Source organism: Sphingomonas sp. CCH21-G11 (assembly GCF_001555965.1).
Classification (GTDB): domain Bacteria; phylum Pseudomonadota; class Alphaproteobacteria; order Sphingomonadales; family Sphingomonadaceae; genus Sphingomonas.
This window is the reverse complement of record NZ_LSHX01000052.1, coordinates 17,838-37,820: the sequence shown is the minus strand read 5'-3', so window position 1 is coordinate 37,820 and position 19,983 is coordinate 17,838. Positions and strand designations below refer to the sequence as shown.

Sequence of the window (19,983 nt, the reverse complement as noted above, 5' to 3'; positions counted from 1 at the left end):
CGCCGCGCCATCCAGAGGGAAACGTCATGCCGATGATGTCGCGCGACCAGGTGCCGTCCTGGTTCATCGCCGGGATGGCGATCGTCACGCTGATCGACCTGTTTGCGACGCAGGCGATCCTGCCCGCGATCGCGGCGCGATTTTCCGTCGCGCCGGCGACCGCGGGCATTGCCGTCAACGCCAGCACGCTGGGCATGGCGGCCGGCGGGCTGGCGATCGGCCTGCTGGGCGACCGGATCGATCGCCGTCGCGGCGTCGTCATCGCCCTGGCGCTGCTCACGATCCCGACCGCGTTGCTGGCGATCGCGCCCAATCTGGTCGCATTCGGCCTGTTGCGGATCGCACAGGGTGTGTTGATGTCGATCGCCTTTGCCCTGGCGGTCGCGTTTCTGGGCGAACGCTGGGGCGGCATGCGCACGGCGGGCGCGATGGCGGCCTATGTCACCGGCAATATCGCCAGCAACCTGCTGGGCCGCGTCACCGCGTCGGTCGGGGTCAGCGTTTTCGGATCGCACAACAGTTTTCTCCTGTTCGCCGCGGTAAACCTGGCCGGCGCGGTCTGGGTCGCGCAGATGCTGAAGCGGGTCGGCGCGCCGGAGGCGGTCGGCCCCGCAATGCCGGGGATGTCGGTGTCGCTGCTGCGCGACGCGCGACTGTTCTGCGCGCTGCTGGTCGGGTTCATGCTGCTGTTCGCATTTATCGGCGTGTTCACCTTTGTCGGCTTTGAACTGGTCAAGCCGCATCTCGCGCTGTCGATGGCGCAATCCAGCTTCGTCTATCTGGTCTTCGTGCCGTCGATTTTCCTGACGACGCGTTTCGGGCAGCTGGCGGGTCGCATCGGGGTCGACCGTGCGATGATCGTCGCGCTGGCGGTGGCGCTGGTCGGGCTGGTCTTCATGATCCCCCAGACGTTCGTCGCGTTGATGGCGGGCCTGACCCTGTTCGCGGTCGGCACCTTTGGTGCGCAGGCGATCGCCACCGGCCATGTCGCGCGGGTCGGTGCCGCCAATCGCGCGCAGGCGAGCGGGGCCTATCTCGCCGCCTATTTTACCGGGGGGCTGGTCGGCACGCTGTTGCTGGGGCTGGTCTATGCCCGGGCGGGCTGGCTCGCGGTGATTGCGTCATCGGCGGCGGCGCTGGTCATCGCTGCGCTCGGGGCGCTGCGCTTCGTCGATTCCCGGACGATGACTGCCGCACCGGAGATGGGCTGAACGCGCTCCAAGGGGAGGTTGGCAGGATCAGTCGCCGGGACGGGCGAGCTGCTCCTCGATCTCGGCATAGGCGGAACGCTTGCCCGGGGCGAGCGGCGCGTCGGTCACGAAATAGACGACCCCGTCATCATTTTCGGGATCGATCCACAACCCCGACAACAGCCCATAGGCATCGCCGGCATGCCCGAACCGGCGCACCCCGTCGCCGAACGGATCGTCGCGACAGCCGGGCGCAGGGGTGGCGAGCGTGGCGGCCGCCAGGCCATAGCTGCACATGAAACCGCTGTCGGGCGCGTCGGGCTCGGTATCGCTGCCGGTCAGCCCTTCGCCGGCCCCGTGCATCCATTGCGGGCGGATCATCTCGCGCACCGATTTCGCGCTGAGCAACCTGACGCCGTCGACCTCGCCGTGGCGGAGGAGGAGTCGACCGATCCGCGCCAGCCCGCGCGCCGAGATGCGCAGGCCCCCCTGGGGCGAGAAGATCGCGCCATTGCGCCCGGGCTGCCAGTGCGACAGGTCACAGCTGCCGTCGCGCGCCGGTGTAACGGGGCATTCGGGCCGCCCGCCCTGATGATCGTCGCGCACCGGCTTGCGGTCACGGTACAGCACGACCGCGCGCGCCGTCGTCGCGTCGCTGCAGCTGGCCCAGTTGTAGCACCCGTCGATGCCCAGCGGGCGGAGCACGAGCCGGTCCATCAGGCGGTCGAACCGCTCTCCGGTAGCGCGCTCCATCACGGCGGCGATGACCGGGAAGTTCAGATTGGCGTAGCGGAAATAGCTGCCCGGCGGGTGCGCGGCATCCCAGGCGCCGGGATCGGCGAGCACGGAGGCCAAATCGGCGTCGAGCGGCAGGACATAATCGATCCCGTCGGTGATGCCGGCGCGATGCGACAACAGCAGGCGCAGCGTCACCGGCCGGTCGGGAAAGGCGGGGTTGCGCACCCGCCAGCCCAGCACGTCGTCGACATCGGCGTCGAGGTCGAGCGTCCCCGCCTCGACCAGGCGCATCACCGCGATCGCGACGACGAGTTTCGAGATCGACGCGACGCGGACCGGGTCGTCCGCCGTCACCGGTCGCCGGGTCGCGAGATCCGCGAAGCCGCTGGTCGTCACCTCATTCTCGCCGTTCCGGTCGAACGTGACCCGTACAGTGGCCACGGGATGTCTGGCCTCGGCCGGAGCGGGGGTGACCTGCGCGGCCGGCAGCGTCAGGAGAAGGGCGATCGCGGAAAGGGGCATCATGCGTCAGCTTAGCTCGTCATCGCGCCCAGGCAATCGGCGTTGCGCATCAGGGTCGCGGCCAGGCGCGGGATCGTTTCCGTTTGGCGATCCATAACCGCTCGTCATGGCGCGCGGGCCGGGCTCGGCGCGCTTCTCCCGACACCGGACCCTGCTGCCTGCGCGCGAAATCGGGAAATCGTGCACGCCCTGGCGGTCGGTGCGCGAAGCGCGGCGCGCGGCGACGCGGTTCGGCGGCGCTCGCGCCGCAAAGGTCGGTGCTTGACCCCGCACCCGAGACAATGGTTCTTCGGGCGATGATGACGCCCCCTGCCTCGCATAGCCAGACGTGACCGATCACGCGCTGACCGCCGATCCTGCCACGGCATCGGGCCGCGTGCCGCTGCGCCGGATGGCGCTGTACGGCATGCTGGGTTTTTCCGCCGGGCTGCCCTTCTACATGTTTTCGACCGTGCTCGCGCTGCGGCTGACCGAACATGGCGTCGGGCTGGTCGTCATCGGCTTCTTCGCCTGGGTGACGTTGCTCCCGACCTTCAAGTTCCTGTGGGCGCCATTGCTCGATCGTTACGACGTTCCCGGCTTCGGGCGCTATTGGGGCAAAAGGCGGGGCTGGATCATGCTGTCGCAGCTCGGCATCTTCACCGCGATGGCGGCGATGGCGCTGACCTCCGGCGATGCGAGCCTGGGCATCACCGCGCTGTTCGCGGTGCTGCTCGCCTTCTGGACGACGACGCTCGAGGTTGCGGCCGATGCCTGGCGTATCGAGCTCGCGCCCACCCAGGATGAACAGGGGCCGATCGTCGCCGCCAATCTTTGGGGGTATCGCAGCGCGATGGTCGCGGCGGGCAGCGGTGCGCTGCTGATCGCGGATGGCACCGGCTGGACGGCGGCCTATCTGGCGATTGCGGTCGCGGCGTTTGCTCCCTTCCCGCTGCTGGTCGCCATGCGTGCGGACGAGGAAGGTGGCCGACAGGCGGGCAATCGCTGGTCGGCGCTGGTGGCGGGGCTGGTGGCGAGCATCGTGATCCTCGCGATCGCGTGCGTCGTGACGGCCGGCATCGGCTGGCTGTTGCTCGGCGCGGCGGCGGGGATCGGCATCACCGCCGACACCAATGTCACCCCCTATGTGCTGGCGATCTGCATGCTGCCGTTCGTAGCGATGGCGCTGGCGGTGCCGCGCCTTCGCCAATTGCCGTTCAGCCATCCGGCGCGACGATCGGCGGTGATCGGGCCCTATGTCGATTTCTTCTGGCGCTATGCCTATGGCGCGATCGTCCTCATGGCGTTCGTGTCGATCTATCGGATGGGTGACGTGCTGGCGTTGCAGCTTTCCAAGCCGATGATCCGGGGGCTCGGCTATTCGTTGAGCGAGATCGGCCGGGCCGACAGCATCGTCGCGCTCCTCGCCAGCATGATCGGCGTCGGGCTTGGCGGGTGGATGGTGACGCGCTGGCCGATGGGACGGTCGCTCGCGATCGGCGCGGTATTCGCGGCGCTCGGCAATTTCGGCTTTGTCTGGCTGGCATATCAGGTGCCGACCGAGCCAATGCTGTATCTGGCCACCGCCGCCGACCAGTTCGGCAACGGCATGGCCGGCGCGGTGTACGTCGTTTACCTCTCGCTGCTGGTCAACCCGCGCTACCCCGGCGCGCAATATGCGTTCCTGTCAGGCTTTACCTTTCTGCTGCCGCGCCTGCTCGCGGGTGCGGGGGGCGGCATGGTCCAGTCAATCGGCTACAACAACTTCTTCGCATTGTCCGGGGCGGTCAGCCTGGCTGCCATCGCCTTCCTGCCGGTGATCACGCGCCTTCGCCCCCGGCCCGACGACCATCCGGAGGCGGTGGCCGGGTGATCGCGCAGCTTGCCGATGCGGCGTTCGCGCCCGCCCGCGCCAGCGTGGAGGCAGGGCGTATTCCCGGCGCGACCCTGGGGATCGTCAGCGCCGACGGTCGCCGCGCGGTGCGCCTGACCGGGCTCGCGGCGCGGGTGCCCGAACCGGAGGCGCTGACGATCGACCACTGGTTCGACCTTGCGTCGGTCAGCAAGGTGATCGCGACGACGATGATGATCCTCTCGCTCGCCGAACAGGGGCGGATCGACCTCGACCGGCCGCTGACCGATGCGATTCCCGATCTGCGCCAGTACGACGTCGCCCATGCCGCGGAACGCCGGCTGACCTTCCGCGATTGTCTCGCGCACCGCACCTTCCTGCCCGCGGTCGAGCCGATCTATACCTATGGCGACGATCCGGCCCGGCTGCGCGCCTTCATCCTCCAGCGCGAGTGGCGGCAGGGCCCGGCGGTCTATTCCGACATCAACTACCTGTTGCTCGGCATCGCGATCGAGCGGGTGACGGGCGCGCCGCTGTCCGCCTGGCCGCTGGGCGAGGGGCTGAGTTACGGCCCGCCGCCGGGGCCGGCGGTGGCGACCGAGCATTGCCGCTGGCGTGACCGCGTGCTGAAGGGCGAGGTGCATGATGAGAATGCCGCCGCACTGGGGGGCGCGCCGGGCCATGCCGGGCTGTTCGGCACGGTCGCCGGGGTGCTCGACTTCGCCGCCGGGCTGCTCGACGGGACGGGCGCGTCGCCCTTCGTGCTGGACGCGATCCGCACGCGCGTAGCAGGGGACCGCACCTGCGGCTGGGAGCGGCGCTTTGCCGGCTGGTCGGGGGGTGATGCCTGTTCGGACGCGACGATCGGGCACACCGGCTTTACCGGCACTGGCCTCTGGATCGACTTCGATCGCGGGCTCGCCTGGACACTGCTGACCAATCGCGTGCACCCGTCGCGCCATTTCGACAGCGGCATCTTCACGCTGCGCCCGGCGACGGGCGATGCGCTGATCGCGGCGTGGGACGACGCGGTCTAGGTCGTCGCTGATCCTTGTTCAGTTCGCCTCGGCGATCGCCACCAGTGCGGCATCCATTGCCGGGGTCGCGCTTCCGCCCGCCGGCACGTCGTTGGCGAAGAGCGCGAAGGTCAGCATCCGGCCGCTGCGCGCGACCAGATAGCCCGACAGCGCCGATGTCGCGTTGAGCGACCCTGTCTTGGCAAAAACGCGTCCTTCCAGCGGCGTGCCCTTGAACCGGCGTGCCAGCGTGCCGTCGACCCCGCCGACGGGCAACGTCGCGCGCCAGGTCGCACCCCATGATTGCCCCTCGATCCAGCGCAGCAGCGCGACGGTGCCGCGCGGGGTCATCCGGTTATAGGTCGACATGCCCGACCCATCGGACAACGCGATCGCATCCGCCGCCACGCTCGCGCGGGCCAGCATCGCACGCACCGCCGCCTGTCCGTCGGCGATCGATCCGGTGCCGGCGACGCGCCCGACCCGGCGCAGCATCAACTCGGCATGGACGTTCTGGCTGACCTTGTTGATCGTCGTCGCATCCTCGGTTAGCGGAGGCAGGGCGGTGACCGCGATAGCCGGCTGATCGGGTGCGCGGGGCGGGGGCGCGTTGCCGCGTCGCGCCGGATCGTCGCCAGCGTCGGCGGGGCGATAGCGCGACACGATCTCGCCCGTGATGCGCACGCCACGCGCCTTCAGCATTTCGGCCAGCCGCCACGCCGCATAATGCGCGGGATCGTCGACCCCGACCCGCAGCGTCTCCGGCGCAGCGGCGCTGCCGATCGTACCGGTGATGCGCAGGACGCGCCGGTTGGGCGCGCGGTCATAGCTGAGATCGACCTGATCGCCAGAAACGGTCACGGCGCGGTTGTCGATCGTGAAATAGCCCGATCCGCCGATCGCCGGCGGCTGACCCGACCCGCCGGGCGTCACGCTCAGCGCGGTTTCATGGTCGTCGATGCCCAGCGCGGCGATTCCCGTGCCCGAGCGCGTCGGGATGTTGTTCCAGCTCATCCCCGGCGGCCAGCGTTCGTCGGGGAAATAGCTGGCGTCGCCGACCACGTCGCCGACGATGCGAGCGCGCGCCGCGACCGCATCGGCCAGTTCGCTCAGGCACGCGCGCGTGCAGTCGGGCGCGCCGGACAGGAACGGATCGCCGCGCCCCTCCAGCACGACGTCACTGATCCCGCCAGCGCGCGGCGACAGGCGCACCCGCGTGCCCGCCGCCTGGTCGGCGCGGTCGATGGCGGGCAAGGTCGCAAAGGCGGCGGCGGTGGTCACGATCTTGGTATTGGACGCCGGGATGAAACGCTGGCCGGCGTTGATTGCCACGATCTCACGCCCGTCCGGGTCAACCACGAGCAGGCCGAAGCGGGTACCGGGCGGCGCCCCGGCGAACACGCGTTCGACCTGCACGGTCAGCGGCGGCGGGTCCTGCGCGACCGCCACGCCGGTCATGGCCAGCACGCCGATGATCAGCAGGCCGCGGCCGCCCCTCATGCCGCGTTCGCCGCGCGGTAGATATCGGCGTCCAGCTCGCCCTCCCAGCGCGCGACGGTGGTCGCGACGACCAGATTGGCGCTCGCGCTCGGCACGGTGCGTGTCATGTCGAGCAGCCGGTCGAACGGGAGCACGAAGCCGACGACCAGTGCGGTCTGTTCAGGTGCGACGCCCGCCGCCGACAGGACCGCCGCCAGCATGAACAGCGATGCCGACGGCACCGGCGCGGTGCCGAACGCGGCCAGCGCACCGGTCAGCAGCACGACGCCATAGGTTTCCGGGGTCAGCGGCGTGCCGAGCGCCTGCAGCGCGAACATGCTGAGCAGGCCCACATACATGGCTGTGCCGTCCTTGCCGATGCTGGCGCCCAGCGGCAGCACGGTCGAAAAGACGGGCCGCGCGATGCCCAGATTGCGTTCGGCCACCCGCATCGCGACGGGCAGCGTGGCCGAGCTCGACGCGGTCGAGAAGGCGACGACCAGCGCGTCGACGATGCCGCGATAGAAGGGGAGAACGGGCAGGCGCGCGATCACCCGCAGGATCAGGCTGTGGACGATCAGCAGCTGGATCGCGGAGCCCGCGACCACTGCCAGCGCCAGCCAGCCGACATTGACGAACACCGCCGCGCCATTCGCGGCGACCGCATTGGCGATCAGCGCAAAGACCCCGAACGGCGTCGCCTCCATGACGATGCCGACGATGCGCAGCAGCACCGCCGACAGCGACTGGAGCAGGTCGGCGAATGGCTTGCCGGGCGCACCCGCGACGACGGTGCCGACCCCGGTCAGGATCGCGACGAAGATCAACGCCAGCATGTCGCCCTTTGCCAGCGCGTCGACGATATTGACCGGGATGATCCCGATCAGCTGCTGATAGGGCGTGACCGGATCACCCAGCACATGGGCCGTGGCCCGCCCGATCGGCGCGCCGATCCCCGGCCCGATCAGGCTGGCGACCAGCATTCCGACCGAAACGGCGATGGCGGTCGTCATCGCGAACAGGGCGATGGTGCGGCCACCCAGCCCACCCAGTCGCTTGGGATCGGCCAGCGACGTGATGCCGGCAGCGATGGTGATCAGGACGATCGGCGCGACCAGCATCCGGATGGCGCGGACGAACAGCTCGCCGATGAACGCGACCGCCGGCGTACCTGCGGGCCAGATCAGGGCAAAGGCGACGCCCAGCACCAGCGCGCCGAGCACGCGTTGCCACAGGGGGATGGCGAACCACGCACGCGCCATCAGGTCGCGATGCCGTTCGCCGCGTCCGTTTCGGTCATTCCGTCCCCCCAGAAGCCCGGTTGCGGCGGCAACATGATCCCGTGCCGGTCGGTGACGCCGCCGGGCCGATCCTCCCGGAGCCAGACCGGCCCGTCAAGGTCGACGAACGCACAGCGTCCCGCAATGTGCAGCGCGGGCGCGATCGACAGCGAGGACGAGATCATGCACCCGGTCATCAGCGTCAGGCCCCGTGCCTGCGCCGCGTCGGCCAGCGCGATTGCAGCGGTCAATCCGCCGGTCTTGTCCAGCTTGATGTTGACCGCCTGATACCGCCCGGCGATCCGGTCGAGATCGTCGGCGACGTGCACCGCTTCGTCGGCACAGATCGGCACGGCCGGCGTGAAGCCCGCGAGCCAGGCGTCGGCATCGGCCGCCACCGGCTGTTCGACGAGATCGGTACCGAGTTCGACCAACGGCAGCTGCATCGCGCGGAGCAGTTCCTCGTCCCAGCTTTCGTTGGGGTCGACGATCAGCCGCGGGCCCGGTGCAGCGGCGCGCACGGCGCGCAATCGCGCGACCGGATCATCGGCGTCCACCTTGACCTTGATCAGCGGCGCGCCGGCGACCTTGGCGGCGGCGGCGGCCATCGCGTCGGGCGTGTCGATCCCGATGGTGAGCGCGCTGGCGGTCGGCCCCGGCGGTGCCACGCCCGTCAGCTCGGCGACAGATCGACCGCGAGCGCGGGCCTCGAGGTCCCAGAGCGCGCAATCGACCGCATTTCGCGCCGCGCCCGGCGGCATCAATGCCAGCAGGTCATGCGGGCTCGCGCCTGCCTCGATCGCCGGCCGGACACGGTCGATCGCGGCGAGCGTCGCGTCGATCGATTCGCCGTAGCGGGCATAGGGCACCCCCTCGCCACGCCCGACATGGCTGCCGTCACGCACCGAGACCGTCACGACTTCGGCGACGGTCTTGACCCCGCGGGCGATGCGGAAGGGCCGGGCTAGCGCGAAGCGATGGTGCTGCGCGCGTAGGATGCGTGGCATAGGAGCTCGTCGATGATCGCGTCGACTCCGAAGGCGATCGGGTCGGTGCAGGGCAGGCCGATGCGATCCGCGGTCGCGTGGCACAGGCGTTGCGCCTCGCCACGGTCCATCGCCGAGGTGTTGAGACAGATGCCGACCGCGCGCACCGCCGGGCTGGTCAGGCGCGCGACGTTGAGGTTGGCGGCGAGGCATTCGGCCAGGTCCGGCAGCGCGCGGCCGGGCAATCCGCGCATGAACGGGCGCGACGGATCGTGGCACATCACGATCGCCTCGGGCTGCGCGCCGTGGAGCAGGCCCGTCGAAACCCCGGCAAAGGACGGGTGGAACAGCGAGCCCTGGCCCTCGATCACGTCCCAGCCGTCATCGTCGCGCGCGGGTGCCAGCTGCTCGATCGCGCCGGCGATGAAATCGGCGACCACGGCATCGACCGGGACACCCGCGCCCGCGATCAGGATGCCGGTCTGGCCGGTCGCGCGGAAATCGGCGGGCAGGCCGCGTTCGCGAAGCGCCTGGGTCAGCGCGAGCGAGGCATACATCTTGCCGACCGAACAATCGGTGCCGACGGTCAGCAGCCGGTGGCCCGCCCGCGCCTCGCCGGTACCGACCGGCAGGCCCGGCGGCGGATCGCGCACATCGAACAGCGCGAGGCCACGCTCGGCCGCGAGCGCCGCCAGCCGGGGTTCGTCGCGCAGGCGGTGGTGCAGGCCCGATGCGACGTTCATCCCCACCTCGAGCGCCGCTGCGGCATCTTCGACCAGCGCGGCGTCCATCCGGCCGCCGGCATTGGCCACGCCCAGCACCAGCGTGCGCGCGCCCGCCATCGCGGCTTCGATCATGTTCAGGCGGGGCAGCCCCAGCGTCAGCGGACAGTCGTCGTGGCGGAATTCGCCGACGCAATCCTCGGGGCGAAACGTGGCCAGCCCCCGCGACGTCTTGATCCCGACGGGATCGGTGCTGTGACCGAGATAGAGGAGATAGGGTGCCGGGATCATCGCGAATTGACGTAACATCGGGACCGGCGGGCGCATTATAGCAAGTGCACGCGTGCCATAGATTGATGTTATGGGGCGACCATGACCTGAGCGACGGTTTTCAGGAATTCGGTCGCGAGCGCGGTCGGCGGGCGGTTCTGCAGAAACATCGCGTGGACGTCGAAGCCGATGCTGGGCTTCAACGGCCGCATCGCCAGCCCCGGTGCCATCGCCGCGCGCGCGGTGAAGCTGTCGACCACCGTGATCCCGACGCCACGGCGGACCAGTGCGGTGGCGATGTAGAAGGTCCGCGCCGAAATCACTTCGTTGAGCTCGAGCCCCAGCCGCTCGACCTCATGGGTGAAGCGCAGCCCGATCGGACCGCTCGACGCCAGGCTGATGAACGGGCGGCCGCTGAGCTGCTGCAGTTCGATTTCCTCGGGCGCGTCGGGCATGTCCTGTTCACGATAGAGCACGACCAGCGAGCCCTCGCCGAGCCGCCGGCTGCCGATCGGCGCGGCGGGCGGCACTTCGAACGCGATGGCGAGGTCGCTCTCGCGCTCATAGAGCTTGCGCAGCAGATCGTCGTGATGGATCGTCTGCAGGTCGAACTTCACATTGGGATGGCGGCGCAGGAATTCGGTGACGGCGTTCGGCAACGCATCCAACGCCAGCGAAGGCAGGGCCGACACGCGCAGCATGCCCGACACGCCGCGCTTCAGGTTGCGCCCCGCCTCACGCAGCGCGTGAACGCGATCCTGAATCTCGCCCACTTCGACGAACAGGCTGTGCGCATCCTCGGTCGCCACCAGCCGGCCGTTGGTCCGCTGAAACAACGGAAAACCGAGCAGCGATTCGGCGTGGCGCAGCGTCTTCGACACCGATGGCTGCGACACGTTGAGCGCGCGCGCCGCCGCGCTGACCGACCCGTTGACATAGACCGCGTGAAAAATCTCGATGTGGCGCAGGTTCATGCTGCCACCCTATCGTGCTTTGCACGATGCGCAATTTCCGTGCGGCGGGGTGTCAGCGCGGCGTCGCGGCAAGGGCAGCGTCCAGGGCATCGATCTGGTCCTCGCCGAACACGCGGATACCGTTGGCGGACAACAGTTCGGCGGTGATCCCCATGCCCGGAACCCGCCGCCCGGTGAAGCTGCCATCACCGATCTGAACGGACCCGCAGGACGGGCTCCCCTGCTTCAGCAATGCGAACCGACAGTCCTGGCTGCGCGCGAGCACGAGCGCCGCGTGCGCCCCGGCGTCAAACGCGCCGCTCACGTCGTCGCCGGCATCATCTACAACCCGCTCGCCCTGCCGCTCGGCGGGGCGGCGCGGCACGCCGAGCCCCCCGGCCAGTTCGGGGCAGATCGTCACCAGCCGCCCTTCGCGCCGCCAGCGCTCGATCCGGGGGTCGTCGACCGTCTTCGCCGCGCCGTCATACCGCACCGGCTGGCCGAGCAGGCAGGCCGACACCAGGATGCGCGGGGGCGGCGCGGTCACAGCCAGTCGCGGATCGCCCGGTTGACTTCGTCGGGGGCCTCCCACGGTATGAAGTGGCCCGCATCCACGCGCACCAGCGTCAGGTCGGGGACCAGCGCGTCCAGCCCGTCGAGCTGGACGGGCAGCAGCGCCGCGTCGCGGACACCCCAGATGACCAGCGTGCGCTGGGTGACCGGCGGGAAGGGGGCGTGGAGAAAGGCCGGCCCGTCGCATTGCTCGTCGGTCGCCGGGACTTCGAGCGCGCTGGCGCGATACCAGTTGAGCATGGCGGTGATCGCGCCGGGTTGCGACCATTCGTCGAGATATGCGGCCTTTTCGGGGGCGAGCCGGGCAAGGTCGGCATGACGCGCGAAGGACGTGTCGAAGAACGCATCCAGGCCGATGCCTTCGATGTGCGCTTCCAGGCTGGGATTGCGGAACGCGCGGATATACTGGCTGGCGGCGCGCTGCGCAGGGTCGTGGATCAGCGTGCGCTGGAAAATGAGCGGATGGGGTGCGTTCAGGATGATGAGCTGGCTCACCCGGTCCGGCCGCTTGAGGGCAGCCATCCACGAGGCCGCGCCGCCCCAGTCGTGGCCGACAAGCGTGAAGCGATCGAGGCCGAAATGGCCGGCCAGCGCGATCAGGTCGGCGACGACCTTGTCGGGGGCATAGGCGCTGATCTCGGCCGGCTTATCCGATCGCGCAAAGCCGCGCTGATCCGGCGCGATCACGAAATGGTCGCGCGCGAATTCGGGCAGCTGGTGCCGCCAGGTGCGGTGCGATTCGGGAAAGCCGTGCAGGAAGATCATCGCCGGATGTGCCGGATCGCCGCCGGTCCACACGTCGAGCGCGACGCCGGTCGGCAGTGCGATACGGTCGTGCTTTAACTCGGACATCCCATTTCCCCCGACGGCCATGTTCGACGCCGCACGCTATGCCGACGCCCGGGCCCTCCGGCAAGCGCGGTCGGGGGGGATCAGGGATAGCTGACGGTCTTGGGCACTTCGGGGATCGGGATGAATTCCTGATCGTCGCCCGGAACCTTTGAAAAGCGATCGGCCTTCCAGTCCTCTTTGGCCTGATTGATCCGGTCGCGGCTCGACGACACGAAATTCCACCAGACGTGACGCGGCGTCGCGAACGCCTCGCCCCCGCAAAGCATGACGCGTCCGCCCCGTTCGGAGCGCAGCGTCATCGCCGCACCCGGCCGCAGGACGTATAGCGTCTGCGGCTCCAGCGTCATGCCGTCGAGCGTGGCGTCGCCCATCGCGACATAGACCGCGCGTTCGTCCGCATCGGCGTCAATCGGCACCACGCCGCCCGCGTCCAGCTCGATATCGGCATAGATGGTCCCGGCATAGGTGGTGGTCGGCGCCGGCGTGCCCCACAGGCTGCCCATGATCACGCGCGCGCTCACCCCGGCACCGGTCACGATCGGCAGATCGTCGGCACCGACATGCTCGAACGCCGGGTCTATTTCCTCGAAGCGTTCGGGCAGCGCGATCCAGGTCTGGATGCCCGACAGCGCGGGCCCCTGCGCGCGCTGGTCGGCCGGCGAACGTTCGGAATGGACGATGCCATGACCGGCGGTCATCAGATTGACCGCACCGGGATCGATCCGCGCCACTGTGCCCAGCGAATCGCGATGGTCGATCGCCCCGTCGAACAGATAGGTGACGGTGGCCAGGTTGATATGCGGGTGGGGACGCACGTCGATTCCCTCGCCGACCGCCAGATGCGCGGGGCCCATCTGGTCGAAGAAGATGAACGGCCCGACCATGGTGCGCGGCCTCGAGGGCAGGGTGCGATGCACCTTGAACCCGCCCAGGTCGTGCGTGGTCGGATGGATGACGTGGATGACCGGGTCCTCAGTCACGGCAATTCCTTTCGGGCTTCACGCGTCGGCGGGGGCGGTGGCACGGATGGCGAGCGCGTGGATGCGCGTTGCGAGCAAGTCGGCGAGCGCGTGATTGACCATGCGCTGGCGTTCGACGCGCGATTTGCCGGCAAAGGCGGGGCTTTCGATCGTCACCGAAAAATGGCTCTCCCCGCTGCCGTCATCGCCCATGTGGCCGGCGTGCTGCGCGCTGTCGTTGCTGACATGCAGCCGTGTCGGGTCGAGCGCGGCGGTCAGGCGCCGGGCGATCGTGTCGGCCAGGGGGATCGCGTCGGGAATCGCGGCGGGGGCGGTGGCGGCATCGGTCATCGCGCCTATATAGGCCATTTTTGCAGAATGTGAGGGTCAGGCGTGGCGCGGGATGAGCGCAGGGAACGGCCGGGCACCCGGTTTCACGGCCGGGTCGAGGCGAACGGAAGGATGTGCGCGCATCCGGGTTGCGACCAGCCCGGCGAGTTTCGTGCGCCGCTGGCCGATGGCCTGCCGGGCGATCAGCCGGGGCGTTACCGCTGGCTGTGCCTGGAGCATGTCCGCGCCTTCAATGCCGGCTACAATTATTTCGCTGGAATGACCGCGGAGGAAATCCACGACGCCCAGCGGCCCTATGCCGGGTGGGAGCGCGAAACGCGCGCCTTTGCGGCGACCGGCGGCGCCGATCGCCCGCCGCGCTGGGCGGATTATTCCGACCCGATCGACGCGATCGGCGCGCGGTTCCGCGACGGGTTGGCCAACGCGCGCGCGCGCAGCGACGGCAAGCCCCTGACCCCGCAGGAGCGATCCGCACTCAAGATTCTGGGGCTCGACGCCGATTGCGACCGCCGCGCGCTGCGCCAGCGGTACAGCGAGCTCGTCCGCAAGTTCCATCCCGACCGCAATGGCGGCGACCGCAGCCACGAACGCGCGCTGCAGGCGGTGATCGAGGCGTATCAGCGGCTCAAGGGCTCACCCGCTTTCGCATAGCGCCTTGAGCTGGTCCGCGCACACGCCCCAGCCCTGCTCGAACCCCATTTCGGCGTGGCGCCGGGCCGTGTCCTCGTCCCAGTGACGCGCGGTTGCGGTATAGCGTGTGCCGTCGCCCTCGGGCGCGATTTCCCAGGATCCGAGCATGAAGGGACCTGCCGGCATGTAGCTGCCGTCGGGGGCGAGCACGAAGGCGTCGGTCGACACGAAGCGCACGCCCGGCACCACCTCCAGGAAAATGCCCTCGTGCGGGTGCACCTCTCCGTCCGGACCGTGCATGACCGTCAGGGTGCGCCCGCCCGCGCGCCAGTCCTGCTCGACGATCTCGACCCGCCAGGGCAGCGGACACCACCATTCGGTCTGGCGCCGGGTCATCGCATCCCACACCCGTTCGGGCGGTGCGGCGATGAAGCGCGTGACGCCCATTTGCCAGCTATTTTCTGCGGTTGCCGTCATCGTCTTCCTTCCTCAACCCGCAATCGCGGCTTCGATCGCGGCGACATCGATCCTGCCCATTTGTGCCATCGCGTCGAAGGCGCGCTTGGCGACGGCCGGGTCGTCATGGGTGATTGCGTCCATCAGCACGCGGGGCGTGATCTGCCACGAATGACCCCAGCGGTCCTTGCACCAGCCGCAGGCGCTTTCCTGTCCGCCGTTGTTCACGATGGCATCCCAGTAGCGGTCGGTTTCCGCCTGGTCGGCGGTCAGCACCATGAAGCTGACCGCTTCGTTGGGCTTGAACAGATCGCCGCCATTCAGGCCGATGAAATCGCGACCGCACACGGTGAACTCGACCGTCATCTCGTCGCCGGCGCTGCCGCCCGGCGAATCGGACGGCTGGACGCTGGCGCGGCCGACCCGGCTGTCGGGAAAGACGCTAGCGTAGAACTCGGCGGCCCTGCGCGCCTCGCCGCGATCATACCACAGGCAGTTGACCAGCTTGCCCATGGCTCAACCCTTCCTGCTGCCGACCAGGCCGAAGACGGCGCCGGCGGGATCGGTGGCGACGAGCGAATAGTCGCCGCCCGGAATCTCGATCGGCGGCTGGACGATCCCGCCCCCGCTCGCACCGATCAGCGTGGCGGCGGCGTCGATGTCGGGCACGCGGAAGTAGAAGGTCCAGTGCGGCATCGGCACGCCGGGCATCATCGGCATCACCGCGCCGAGAATCCCCCGGCCCATCGGCGATCCGTCCGGGGCATGGCCGGTGTGGCGCAGGAACTCGTATGTTCCCATGTCGCCCAGCGCCATCTCGCCGTCCTTCACCCAGCCGAAGCGCGCGCCGTAAAAGGCCTTGGCCGCGGCGGGATCGCTCGTCGACAGCTCGTTCCACGCGCAATGGCCGGGGCGCGGTTTGTCGTAGGAAAAGGCCACACTCTCGCCGCCTTCGACCGCGCCCTTCATCACGTAGAGCGGCGCGCCCTGCGGGTCGGCAACCAGGGCCATGCGGCCGACGCCGGGAATGTCCCACGGCGGCTGGTGGACCGCGCCGCCGCCCTGCCTGAACGCGTCAGCCATCGCGTCGACATCATCGACGCCGACATAGCCGAGCCACGCGGGCGGCATCGCCATCCCGTCGGGCATTCGCATCAGCCCGGCGACATCGCCCCCAGCCGGTAGTCCATGTCGGGCATGCCCGCGCTGCGCACCGCCCAGCCGAGCAGAGGGGCATAGAAGGCCTGCGCCGAGTCGGCGTCGGGCGTGATCAGTTCGTACCAGATGAAGTCGCCATGAAGGTTTGCCATCGCCTGTCTCCCGTTCAGCGATCGAGGATGGGGGTGAAGCCGCCGTAGATCATGCGCTTGCCGTCGAACGGGCGGTTTTCAGGATCGGGCTGCATCCGCGGATCGGCCATCACCTGTTCCCAGGCGGTGTCGCGATGCGCCTTCGACGGCCATTCGATCCAGGAATAGACGACGTTCTCGTCCGTGCCAGCCTGCACCGCCATGCGATAGTCGGTCACCTTGCCGTCGGGCACGTCGTCGCCCCAGGCTTCGACCACACGGTTGGCGCCGTATTCGATAAACACTTCGGCGGCCTGACGTGCGAGATCCAGATAGGCATCGCGATTGGCGGTCGGCACGGCGACCAAGAACCCGTCGGTATAGCCGCCCTTGCTGTCGCCAAGGTCGAGCAGGGAGCTGAACCCGCCATAGATCATGCGCCGGCCGTCGAACGGCATCGACTTGCTCATGTCTTCCATGCGCGGATCGGCCATCATCTTCGCGCCGGCGGCATCGCGGGCGGCGCGGTCGGGATATTCGAACCAGCTGAAGATGATCTTTTCGTCCGGCTGCGCCTTTACGGCGCGACGAAAGTCGGTGTGGGTGCCATCGGGGACATCGTCTTCCCAACATTCGACCATCCGGGCGACGCCGGCATCGAGGATCATCGCCGACGCTTCTTGCGCGTGCGTGAGATACGCGTCTTTGTTTTCCGCAGGCACCGCCAGGACAAAGCCTTCCACATAGGTCATTTCACTCTCCCTCCACCTTCGCGGCCGTTCAGGCGGCCGCCGGTTCGCGAAAATCCGCCAGCTGGGCGGCCAGCGCCGCGGCAAATGCCGGGCGCGCGGCGCAGCGATCGCGATAGGCGACCAGATTGGGGTGCGCATCGACCAGCCCGGTGCCGTTCAGGATGCGCAGCACGCTCGTCATCATCAAGTCGCCGGCGGTAAAGCGGTCCTCCAGATAGTCGCGCTGGCCCAGATGCGCGGCGAGCCGCATCAGGCGGCGCTCGACCATTTCGACGACTTGCGGGCGTCGCGCCGCAGTCCAGTCCTCGCCAGCGTGGAACAGGTCGATCGCGGTCAGCTGCTGGATCACCGGCTCGACGCTGTTCAGCGCGGCGATCAGCCAGCTCGTCGCCCGCGCTCTGCCGACGCGGTCGCGCGGCAGCAGCGCCTCGCACCCGTCGCCCAGATAGAGCAGGATCGCCCCGGTTTCGAACAGCACGACGTCGTCATCGCGGTAACATGGCACCTGGCCAAAGGGCTGATCGGCAAAATAGTCGGCGGGCCGCTCGCCGCGCGGCGACATCAGCCGCACCGAATAGGGGATGCCGGCCTCCTCCAATGCCCAGCGCACCCGCAGGTCGCGGACCTGGCCGCGCGCGAAGGCGGGGACCCAGTCGAAGGCGGTGATCGAAACGCGGGCTTCAGGGTCGACGGGCATCATCATTCTCCGGCAGGGGGTGTCGTCCGGGTTAACCCGGCTTGGCCGGCCTTTGGTCCCGAATGCGGGGGCGGTTCGGCCGCGATCGTCGTCAGGCGTGCCCGGGTCCGGCCGTCGTGCATGCACGCACCGCGGCACGGTACGTCGCGGACGGACGGCCTGTGGGTGAGCGGGAAGGGGCGGGTGGATCGGCAGCACCCGATCCCTCGGGTGCGGTCACGCGCCGGCCGACGCCGATCATTCGGTTCATCGCCATTCTCCCTCGACCGCGGTCCGGGCGAATCGGCCGCTTGAGCTTTGTGCGCGCGCGCGTTACAAAAAGCAACTGTGAAGTCAGAAAAGATAACTCAAAGTGGATCAGGGGTGCACGGCCGGTGGTATGACGATGCCTGCGGTACCGCGCTGGGGCTTGAGCTGATCGGTGAGCGTTGGTCGCTTTTGATCCTGCGCGAGCTGATGTTCGGGCCGCGCCGTTTCAGCGAGCTGCGCGCCGGCCTGCCCGGCATCAGCGCCAATGTGCTGACCCAGCGGCTGGAGGGACTGGAGGCATTGGCCGTCGTGAAACGCCATCGCCTGCCGCCACCCGCGTCGGTCCAGGTCTATGAGCTTACCGAATGGGGGTACCAAGCCGAAGTCCTGGTGCAGGAGCTGGGGCGCTGGGCGGTGCGGTCGCCGCTCCACGATCCGACGCTGCCCATATCAGCCGCGTCGGTCATGATGTCGTTCCGCACGATGTTCGATGCCACCCGCGCTGGCCGTACGCGCGCCACCCTGGGGTTTCGGATCGGCCCCGAATCGTTCGTCATCCGCATCGCCGACGGGAGGCTGGACAGCGGGCGCGGCGATCCCGATGGCGCTGATCTGGTCCTGACCGGCGATCCGGTGACGATTGCGTCCATCGTCTATGGCGGCCGTCCGGTCGACGATGCTGAAGCCGCAGGCCAGCTTTCCGTAGCGGGAGACCGCGACCTGCTCGCGCGTTTCATCACCTGGTTTCCGCTGCCCGCCAAGCATCGCTGACCAACGGCCCCGTTGCGGCTGCCGGATCGAGTGGCTACCTGCAGCCATAGCCCGGCATCAGACCGCCCATCAGGAAACTCCCATGTCGACCATTCCTAATACCCAGCCCGACAGCCGCGCCACCACGGTGCTCGACGCGCCCGACAAGATGGTGAAGGCGCGCGACCTGTTCGGCATCGACACCGACATGGAAGTGCCGGCGTTCAGCGAAGCGGACGAGCGCGTGCCCGACCTCGACCCCGCTTATGTGTTCGATCCCGACACGACGCTGGCGGTGCTGGCGGGCTTTGCCCACAACCGCCGCGTGATGATCCAGGGCTATCACGGAACCGGCAAGTCGTCGCACATCGAACAGGTCGCAGCGCGGTTGAACTGGCCGTGCATCCGCATCAACCTGGACGCGCATATCAGCCGCATCGACCTGATCGGCCGCGATGCGATCGTGCTCAAGGACGGCCAGCAGATCACCGAGTTCCGCGAGGGCCTGTTGCCCTGGGCGCTGCAGACCCCGACCGCGCTCGTGTTCGACGAATATGATGCCGGTCGCCCCGACGTGATGTTCGTGATCCAGCGCGTGCTGGAAACCGAGGGCAAGCTGACCCTGCTCGACCAGAACCGGGTGATCCGGCCCAATCCGTGGTTTCGGCTGTTCGCGACCGCGAACACCGTCGGCCTGGGCGACACCAGCGGACTGTATCACGGCACGCAACAGATCAACCAGGGTCAGATGGACCGCTGGAACATCGTGGTCACGCTCAATTACCTGCCCGCCGCCACCGAAGCGCAGATCGTGCTCGCCAAGTCGGGCGAATATGACAAGCCCGGCGGCAAGGAGACGGTGGAGAACATGGTCCGCGTCGCCGATCTGACGCGTCGCGGCTTCATCAACGGCGACATCTCGACCGTGATGAGCCCGCGCACCGTCATCACCTGGGCGCAGAACACGCTCATCTTCGGCGACATCGGCTTCGCCTTCCGGCTGAGCTTCCTCAACAAGTGCGACGAGGCCGAGCGCGCGCTGGTGGCCGAATATTATCAGCGCGTGTTCGGCAAGGATTTGCCGGAGAGCGTGGTGGGGAAGGGTTGAGCGCGGAGCCTGACTGGACTAACTTAGTCCACTGAGTAAGAGGTGCCGTATGTCCGAAGCCGATCCGCACAAGATCTACAATGTGCACGACGCGAAGACGAACCTGTCGCGCCTGATCGATCGCGCCAATGCGGGCGAGGAAATCATCATCGCCAAGGCGGGCAAGCCCTATGCGCGGCTCATGCCGCTCGAGCCTGAGCGGCATCCGCCCCGTAAACCCGGTCGCTTCCGGCATCTGCTGAAGGATGTGCCCAGCGACATCTGGTTCGAGCCGACCTTTACCGACGAGGAGCTGGACGGGTTCGAACGCAAGCTCGGGGACGCGTGAGC

23 protein-coding genes are annotated in these 19,983 nt (G+C 68.6%); 7 read left to right on the top strand and 16 right to left on the bottom strand.

Annotated features, from left to right (window positions below):
• The first annotated feature begins 26 nt into the window (after window positions 1–26).
• On the top strand, window positions 27–1,211 hold the full coding sequence (locus AX676_RS13850; protein ID WP_156437700.1) for an MFS transporter: 1,185 nt from the start codon (window positions 27–29) through the stop codon (window positions 1,209–1,211).
• A 27-nt stretch (window positions 1,212–1,238) separates the two neighbouring features.
• Here the strand turns inward: AX676_RS13850 and AX676_RS13845 are convergent, their stop codons facing one another.
• Window positions 1,239–2,453: a serine hydrolase domain-containing protein gene (locus AX676_RS13845; protein ID WP_231726196.1), complete on the bottom strand. Its 1,215-nt coding sequence runs from the start codon at window positions 2,451–2,453 to the stop codon at window positions 1,239–1,241.
• A gap of 325 nt (window positions 2,454–2,778) precedes the next feature.
• Between AX676_RS13845 and AX676_RS13840 the strand changes: the two genes are divergently transcribed.
• Both AX676_RS13840 and AX676_RS13835 read left to right on the top strand, forming a co-directional pair.
• Entirely contained in the window at window positions 2,779–4,302 is a 1,524-nt protein-coding gene (locus tag AX676_RS13840; RefSeq protein WP_231726198.1) for an MFS transporter, read from the top strand.
• A complete protein-coding gene (locus tag AX676_RS13835; RefSeq protein WP_066478854.1) occupies window positions 4,299–5,318 on the top strand; it encodes a serine hydrolase domain-containing protein in 1,020 nt (339 codons plus the stop codon). Before AX676_RS13840 ends, AX676_RS13835 begins: the two co-directional genes overlap by 4 nt.
• Window positions 5,319–5,336: 18 nt before the next feature.
• Here the strand turns inward: AX676_RS13835 and dacB are convergent, their stop codons facing one another.
• The 9 genes from dacB to AX676_RS13790 all read right to left on the bottom strand — a co-directional run bounded on the left by dacB (window position 5,337) and on the right by AX676_RS13790 (window position 13,722).
• Window positions 5,337–6,797, bottom strand: coding sequence for a D-alanyl-D-alanine carboxypeptidase/D-alanyl-D-alanine endopeptidase (gene dacB, locus AX676_RS13830; RefSeq protein ID WP_066478842.1), 1,461 nt, complete (start codon window positions 6,795–6,797; stop codon window positions 5,337–5,339).
• Window positions 6,794–8,038 carry a dicarboxylate/amino acid:cation symporter gene (locus AX676_RS13825; RefSeq protein WP_066478839.1) on the bottom strand — a complete coding sequence of 415 codons (1,245 nt, stop codon included), beginning with the start codon at window positions 8,036–8,038 and terminating at the stop codon, window positions 6,794–6,796. Before AX676_RS13825 ends, dacB begins: the two co-directional genes overlap by 4 nt.
• Window positions 8,038–9,063, bottom strand: coding sequence for an N-acetyl-D-Glu racemase DgcA (gene dgcA, locus AX676_RS13820; RefSeq protein ID WP_066478836.1), 1,026 nt, complete (start codon window positions 9,061–9,063; stop codon window positions 8,038–8,040). Before dgcA ends, AX676_RS13825 begins: the two co-directional genes overlap by 1 nt.
• Window positions 9,021–10,055: an N-acetyltransferase DgcN gene (gene dgcN / locus AX676_RS13815; protein ID WP_066479040.1), complete on the bottom strand. Its 1,035-nt coding sequence runs from the start codon at window positions 10,053–10,055 to the stop codon at window positions 9,021–9,023. The genes dgcA and dgcN overlap by 43 nt, the downstream gene beginning before the upstream one ends.
• 68 nt (window positions 10,056–10,123) lie before the next feature.
• Window positions 10,124–11,008, bottom strand: a complete 885-nt coding sequence (locus AX676_RS13810) for a LysR family transcriptional regulator (protein ID WP_066478834.1) — start codon at window positions 11,006–11,008, stop codon at window positions 10,124–10,126.
• A 52-nt stretch (window positions 11,009–11,060) separates the two neighbouring features.
• A complete protein-coding gene (locus tag AX676_RS13805; RefSeq protein WP_066478832.1) occupies window positions 11,061–11,534 on the bottom strand; it encodes a DUF523 domain-containing protein in 474 nt (157 codons plus the stop codon).
• The gene (locus AX676_RS13800; RefSeq protein WP_066478824.1) at window positions 11,531–12,412 is read right to left on the bottom strand and encodes an alpha/beta fold hydrolase; all 882 of its coding nucleotides are present in this window, start codon (window positions 12,410–12,412) and stop codon (window positions 11,531–11,533) included. Before AX676_RS13800 ends, AX676_RS13805 begins: the two co-directional genes overlap by 4 nt.
• A gap of 80 nt (window positions 12,413–12,492) precedes the next feature.
• Window positions 12,493–13,392, bottom strand: a complete 900-nt coding sequence (locus tag AX676_RS13795) for a pirin family protein (RefSeq protein ID WP_066478821.1) — start codon at window positions 13,390–13,392, stop codon at window positions 12,493–12,495.
• Between the two features lie 18 nt (window positions 13,393–13,410).
• Entirely contained in the window at window positions 13,411–13,722 is a 312-nt protein-coding gene (locus AX676_RS13790; RefSeq protein ID WP_066479037.1) for a BolA family protein, read from the bottom strand.
• A gap of 42 nt (window positions 13,723–13,764) precedes the next feature.
• Here AX676_RS13790 and AX676_RS13785 point away from each other — a divergent pair, with 42 nt between their 5' ends.
• Window positions 13,765–14,373 carry a J domain-containing protein gene (locus AX676_RS13785; RefSeq protein ID WP_443025970.1) on the top strand — a complete coding sequence of 203 codons (609 nt, stop codon included), beginning with the start codon at window positions 13,765–13,767 and terminating at the stop codon, window positions 14,371–14,373.
• Here the strand turns inward: AX676_RS13785 and AX676_RS13780 are convergent.
• From AX676_RS13780 to AX676_RS13760, 6 genes are read right to left on the bottom strand one after another with little or no spacing between them, the layout of a single operon-like run.
• The gene (locus tag AX676_RS13780; RefSeq protein ID WP_066478817.1) at window positions 14,356–14,829 is read right to left on the bottom strand and encodes an SRPBCC domain-containing protein; all 474 of its coding nucleotides are present in this window, start codon (window positions 14,827–14,829) and stop codon (window positions 14,356–14,358) included. The genes AX676_RS13785 and AX676_RS13780 overlap by 18 nt on opposite strands.
• A gap of 12 nt (window positions 14,830–14,841) precedes the next feature.
• Window positions 14,842–15,321, bottom strand: coding sequence for a VOC family protein (locus tag AX676_RS13775; protein ID WP_066478807.1), 480 nt, complete (start codon window positions 15,319–15,321; stop codon window positions 14,842–14,844).
• A gap of 3 nt (window positions 15,322–15,324) precedes the next feature.
• The gene (locus AX676_RS13770) at window positions 15,325–15,963 is read right to left on the bottom strand and encodes a VOC family protein (protein WP_066544423.1); all 639 of its coding nucleotides are present in this window, start codon (window positions 15,961–15,963) and stop codon (window positions 15,325–15,327) included.
• Complete coding sequence (locus tag AX676_RS18170) at window positions 15,963–16,118, bottom strand: hypothetical protein (protein ID WP_197417805.1); 156 nt, start codon at window positions 16,116–16,118, stop codon at window positions 15,963–15,965. Before AX676_RS18170 ends, AX676_RS13770 begins: the two co-directional genes overlap by 1 nt.
• Window positions 16,119–16,132: 14 nt before the next feature.
• Window positions 16,133–16,849: a DUF1428 domain-containing protein gene (locus AX676_RS18565; RefSeq protein ID WP_066478803.1), complete on the bottom strand. Its 717-nt coding sequence runs from the start codon at window positions 16,847–16,849 to the stop codon at window positions 16,133–16,135.
• A gap of 28 nt (window positions 16,850–16,877) precedes the next feature.
• Window positions 16,878–17,546: a glutathione S-transferase family protein gene (locus tag AX676_RS13760; RefSeq protein WP_066479036.1), complete on the bottom strand. Its 669-nt coding sequence runs from the start codon at window positions 17,544–17,546 to the stop codon at window positions 16,878–16,880.
• A gap of 363 nt (window positions 17,547–17,909) precedes the next feature.
• On the opposite strand from AX676_RS13760, the gene AX676_RS13755 reads away from it, so the two are divergent.
• The 3 genes from AX676_RS13755 (at window position 17,910) to AX676_RS13745 (ending at window position 19,981) form a co-directional block, all read left to right on the top strand.
• Window positions 17,910–18,566 (top strand): winged helix-turn-helix transcriptional regulator, encoded by a 657-nt coding sequence (locus AX676_RS13755; RefSeq protein WP_231726200.1) that lies wholly within the window; start codon window positions 17,910–17,912, stop codon window positions 18,564–18,566.
• Between the two features lie 82 nt (window positions 18,567–18,648).
• On the top strand, window positions 18,649–19,653 hold the full coding sequence (gene cobS / locus AX676_RS13750) for a cobaltochelatase subunit CobS (protein ID WP_066478799.1): 1,005 nt from the start codon (window positions 18,649–18,651) through the stop codon (window positions 19,651–19,653).
• A 49-nt stretch (window positions 19,654–19,702) separates the two neighbouring features.
• Window positions 19,703–19,981, top strand: a complete 279-nt coding sequence (locus tag AX676_RS13745; RefSeq protein WP_066478793.1) for a type II toxin-antitoxin system Phd/YefM family antitoxin — start codon at window positions 19,703–19,705, stop codon at window positions 19,979–19,981.
• Window positions 19,982–19,983: the final 2 nt, after the last annotated feature.